This is a genomic window from Peptoniphilus rachelemmaiella, assembly GCF_943169845.1.
Classification (GTDB): Bacteria; Bacillota; Clostridia; order Tissierellales; family Peptoniphilaceae; genus Aedoeadaptatus; species Aedoeadaptatus rachelemmaiella.
In genome coordinates this window covers 1-4,936 of sequence record NZ_CALPBW010000035.1, presented here as the reverse complement: position 1 = coordinate 4,936, position 4,936 = coordinate 1, and the positions used below count along the sequence as shown (strand labels likewise).

The following is a 4,936-nucleotide window of genomic DNA, read 5'->3' as shown; positions in this document are numbered from 1 at the left end:
CGTAACTTTCATCATTTCCGCACGAAACTGCTTTTCGTTTGTTCAAAAGATAAGTGAGTGAGGGTGTGTAGGAAAACAAAAAGGAGCCTAGTTTTCACTAGACTCCCCAATGGTTGACATAGAACCTCTTTTTTTCTGCCGTTTATTACCGCTTTTTCACGGAAAAGCACTTGTTTCGAAGGAGAAAAAATCTTACAATAGGATAAGATTACCTAAAGGAGGATATTATGCCCATCGTATGTAAATTCGGCGGTTCATCCCTCGCCAATAGTGAACAATTTAAAAAAGTTAAAGATATTATTGAGAGCGATGAAAACCGCCTGTATGTCATTCCCTCCGCACCGGGAAAGGCCCGAAGCGGCGATCAAAAGGTGACGGATCTTTTGATTCTTCTCTACAACATGGCCGTGCATAAACTTTCGTCCAACGAAGTTATGAGCATGATCGAAGCCCGCTACCGCGAAATTTTAGACGGCATCGGCATCGAATTTGATTTAAACGGGGAACTGGACCATATTTTAAACACCATTACCTCCGGCAAGGTGAGTAAATCCTACGTCCTCTCCAGGGGCGAATACTTAAACGGAAAAATTTTGGCCGCCTATTTGGGCTATGATTTCGTCGACGCTGCCACAGTGATTCGATTCGACGAAAACGGCCAATGGGACGAAGAGGCCAGCTACCGCGCCTTGGAAGAAATGAAAGAAGCCCACGCCTGTGCCGTAATCCCCGGCTTCTACGGCTCCACGCCTTCCGGTAAAATCATTACCTTCAGCCGCGGCGGCAGCGACCTTTCCGGCGCCATCGTGGCCCGGGGTGTCGGCGCCGATCTCTATGAAAACTGGACCGATGTCTCCGGCCTTCTCGCCGTGGATCCTTCCATCGTGCCCCAACCGCAAAAGATCAAAAAGATCACCTACGAAGAGCTTCGCGAGCTTTCCTACAGCGGCGCCAAGGTCATGCACGACGAGGCCATGTTCCCCGTTATCGAAAAGAACATTCCCGTGGTGATTCGAAACACCAATGCCAAAGATGAAGACGGCTCCTACATCGTGGCCCACGTGCCCGACGATGCGGAAGGCGAAAACATTACGGGGATCGCCTGCCGAAAGGGCTTCGACGTCATCAATATCGAAAAATTCCGCATGAATCGGGATCTGGCCTTCCACAGAAAAGTCCTTTCCGTTTTGGAAGCCAACGACATTTATTTGGAGCACATGCCCTCTTCCATCGACTCCATCTCCCTGGTCATCGCCAGCAAATATTTGAAAAATAAAACGGATCAGCTCCTCGCCGAGCTCCAAACCTTCACCAATGCCGATCGCATTTCCGTGGACCACAACATCGCCCTGATTACCATCGTCGGTCGCAACATGAAAAATCGCGTCGGTACCAGCGCCCATATTTTCGGCGCCTTGGCCGGGGCCAATGTGAATATTCGCGTGATTATTCAAGGGGCCAGCGAGATGAATATTATCGTCGGCGTCTTGGAAGAAGAGGCGGATAAATCCATCCAGGCAATTTATAACGCCACTTTCCTAAAATAACTTTTATAATCTCTCATAATCGGGTATACTCTATGTGTAAAGGGGTGCTCATAGCTGAGAGAGAACTACTCAACCCATTGAACTTGTACAGGTAATGCTGTAAAAGGATCGAGCCGATGCGCCTTTTGTGCATCGGCTTTTTTTATTGAAAGGAGAAAATAAATGAAAGCGAGTATGGCTATTCAAGTTTTGCCGACGGTAAAGGGCGGCATTGAAGAAGTGGTACGCATCGTCGACGAGGTCATCGCCGTCATCGACGAAAGCGGTTTAAATTACGTGGTGGCCCCCTTTGAAACCACCGTTGAAGGCGATTCCATGGACGAGATTATCGACCTGCTCCGAAAATGCGAAGCCAAGGTGCTGGAAGAAGGCGCCGAATCCGTCATGTGCTACGTTAAATTAAATCACGGCAAAGAATCCATTTTATCTATCGATGAAAAAATCGACAAATATCAGTAAACTTTTCAGAGGGAGCATCCTCATCGTCGCCCTGCTCGTCCTGTGGCAGCTCTTGAGCACCTCGGGCCTTTTGCCCGCCTACCTGCTCCCCTCGCCCGTACAGGTCATCAAGGCCTTCGTGCAGGACTTCCCTCTGTTGGTCGTTCATTCGAAAGTCACCTTGCTTGAGGCCGCCATGGGCCTTTTCTTCGGCATCGTCTCGGGCTTTCTCTGCGCCTTTTTAATGGATCGCTCGGCCTTTTTGAAGGATGCCCTCTATCCTCTTCTGGTCCTCACACAAACGGTTCCCACCGTGGCCATCGCGCCCCTTTTGGTTCTCTGGATGGGCTACGGCATGACACCGAAAGTGGTCCTCATCGTTATCGTTACCTTCTTTCCCATGGCCGTCAATCTCTACGAAGGCTTTGCCTCCGCGGATCGAGACGAAATGCGCCTCTTGCGCGCCATGGGCGCGGACAAACGGGAAATCTTTTCTTATGTAAAACTTCCCAATGCCCTGGACGGCTTTTTCTCCGCCTTAAAAATTTCCGCTTCCTACTCCGTGGTAGGGGCGGTCATAGCCGAATGGCTCGGCGGCTTTCAAGGCCTCGGCGTCTACATGACCCGCGTGAAAAATGCCTACAGCTACGACCGCATGTTTGCCGTGATCTTTTTGATCTCGTTTTTAAGCTTAATCCTTATGGGCCTGGTGAATCTCTTTCAAAGAGAAGCCATGCCTTGGAAACAATTAAACCGATAGGAGCATACTATGAAACGTTATATGAAACGCCTTCTACCCGTCCTTTTGGCCGTCTTTATGCTGGCAGGCTGCGCCGGCGGTGCCGGTAAACAAGCCGACGGCGACAAGAAAAAAGTACGCCTGGTCTTGGACTGGACCCCGAACACGAACCACACGGGGATTTACGTGGCCAAGGAAAAAGGCTACTTCGACGAAGCCGGCATCGATCTCGAAATCATGCAACCGCCAGAAGGCGGCGCGGAAGGCCTGGTGGCTAACGGCGGCGGCGAATTCGGCGTCTCCTTCCAAGATACCATCGCCGCATCCTGGGCCAAGGAAGAGCCCCTTCCCGTCACCGCTGTGGCAGCCATGGTGCAACACAACACCTCCGGCCTTTTGAGTGCGAAAGATAAAGGCATCGACTCCATGGGCAAGCTCACCGGCCACACCTACGCCACCTGGAACATGCCCATCGAACTTGCCATGATTAAAACCATGGTGGAAGACGACGGCGGCGATTTCTCCAAGGTCAACCTTCTACCCTCCAATGTCACCGACATCGTGGCCGCATTAAACAGCAATGTGGACGCCGTATGGGTCTACTACGGTTGGGACGGCATTAAAGCCAAAACGGCGGGCCTGGAAACCAACTACATTCCCTTTATCGAATCCCACCCGGAATTCGACTACTACAGCCCCATTTTAATCGCCAACAACGACTTCTTGAAAAACGATCCGGACACGGCGAAAAAAGCCCTGGCCGCCATTTCCAAAGGCTACGAATACGCCGCCGAACATCCGGAAGAAGCCGCCGAAATTTTAGTGAAGGCCTCTCCGGAATTGGATAAGAAAATGGTCGACGAAAGCCAAGCCTACCTTTCAAAACAATACATCGCCGATGCGAAACAATTCGGCATCATCGACAGCAATCGTTGGAACGCTTTCTACGGCTGGCTTTGGAAAAACAAATTAATCGATCGGGAAATCCCGAAAGACTTCGGTTTCAGCAATGACTACCTCCCCCAATAAGCCGCTCTTAACAGGCGAAGGCATTTGCCGCCACTTCGGCGACAAAATCGTGCTGGATAAGGTGAATCTTTCCGTTGAGCGGGGCAAGGTCGTGTCCCTTTTAGGGCAAAGCGGAAGCGGAAAAACCACCCTCTTTAATATTCTGGCGGGGCTTGACGTTCCCGACGCGGGCACGGTGCATCTCTTAGGCGAAGATGTTACGGGCCAGCCCGGTCACGTGGCCTACATGCTGCAAAAGGACTTGCTCCTTCGCCACTTGAAGATCATCGACAATGTGTCCCTTCCCCTGCGCTTGGCGGGCAAGAGCAAAGAAGAAGCCCGGGCCGCGGCCGACGGCTACTTTAAAGAATTCGGCCTGGAGGGCACCCAGTATAGCTACCCCGGCGCATTAAGCGGCGGCATGGCCCAGCGGGCGGCCTTTCTGCGCACCTTCCTCTTCTCGAAAGACCTGGTGCTTTTAGACGAGCCCTTCTCCCGCTTGGACGCCATTACAAAGGGCAGCATGCAAGATTGGTATTTAGCCATTAAGGATAAATACGCCCTTACCACCATCCTCATTACCCACGACATCGACGAAGCCCTGCGGATGAGCGATGTGATTCACGTCCTGTCCCCAAAAAAGAAATCCATCGCCTACACCTACGAGGTGCCGGAAGGGGACCGCAAGGAATTTGAACTTTCCCGCGATTATTTGGACGCGAAGAAGGCCATTCAGGAAGCCATTATGGCTTAGAAAAAAAGGCTCTATAATATCCATTGGGGAGTAATCTCCTCAATGGATATTTTTGTGCAAAAAGATAGCACTTGTTTTCCCTATCACCTAAAATTAAATCACCACAAAATAATAAAGGGGGCAAACAAGTGCAAAACAATATTACCACATTACTTTTAGGAATCCAAGATGTCGAGGTCACCGGTGTTTCAGAAGAAAGACGCCTGATTACCATTGATTGCAAACCCGTACAAGATCGGGTTTGTCCTCACTGTGGCTCGGCTCACGCTTGGGTTCACGATCACCGGGTTCAGGTGCTTCGGGACGCACCGATGCGCCGTAAACACGTGCTTCTTCGCGTCAAGAAGACACGCTATGATTGCAAGGATTGCGGCGCGCGCTTTGAAGCACCTCTCTCCTTTGCCGCCAAGGGCAAGCAGATGACAAAGCGCTTAATTGCCTATGTAGTGG

At 51.0% G+C, this 4,936-nt stretch carries 6 protein-coding genes; all 6 read left to right on the top strand.

The features are described 5' to 3' along the window. The first annotated feature begins 227 nt into the window (after window positions 1-227). Window positions 228-1,547 carry an aspartate kinase gene (locus tag KO087_RS09485; RefSeq protein ID WP_251375028.1) on the top strand — a complete coding sequence of 440 codons (1,320 nt, stop codon included), beginning with the start codon at window positions 228-230 and terminating at the stop codon, window positions 1,545-1,547. A gap of 162 nt (window positions 1,548-1,709) precedes the next feature. After that, window positions 1,710-2,006 (top strand): thiamine-binding protein, encoded by a 297-nt coding sequence (locus tag KO087_RS09480; RefSeq protein ID WP_215508981.1) that lies wholly within the window; start codon window positions 1,710-1,712, stop codon window positions 2,004-2,006. Then, the gene (locus tag KO087_RS09475) at window positions 1,981-2,745 is read left to right on the top strand and encodes an ABC transporter permease (protein ID WP_215508980.1); all 765 of its coding nucleotides are present in this window, start codon (window positions 1,981-1,983) and stop codon (window positions 2,743-2,745) included. The genes KO087_RS09480 and KO087_RS09475 overlap by 26 nt, the downstream gene beginning before the upstream one ends. Window positions 2,746-2,754: 9 nt before the next feature. After that, a complete protein-coding gene (locus tag KO087_RS09470; RefSeq protein ID WP_251375026.1) occupies window positions 2,755-3,753 on the top strand; it encodes an ABC transporter substrate-binding protein in 999 nt (332 codons plus the stop codon). Then, window positions 3,734-4,486: an ABC transporter ATP-binding protein gene (locus KO087_RS09465; protein WP_215508979.1), complete on the top strand. Its 753-nt coding sequence runs from the start codon at window positions 3,734-3,736 to the stop codon at window positions 4,484-4,486. Before KO087_RS09470 ends, KO087_RS09465 begins: the two co-directional genes overlap by 20 nt. 128 nt (window positions 4,487-4,614) lie before the next feature. After that, window positions 4,615-4,936, top strand: a 322-nt coding sequence (locus KO087_RS09460; protein WP_215508978.1) for a transposase family protein, incomplete at its 3' end; no start/stop codon positions are given.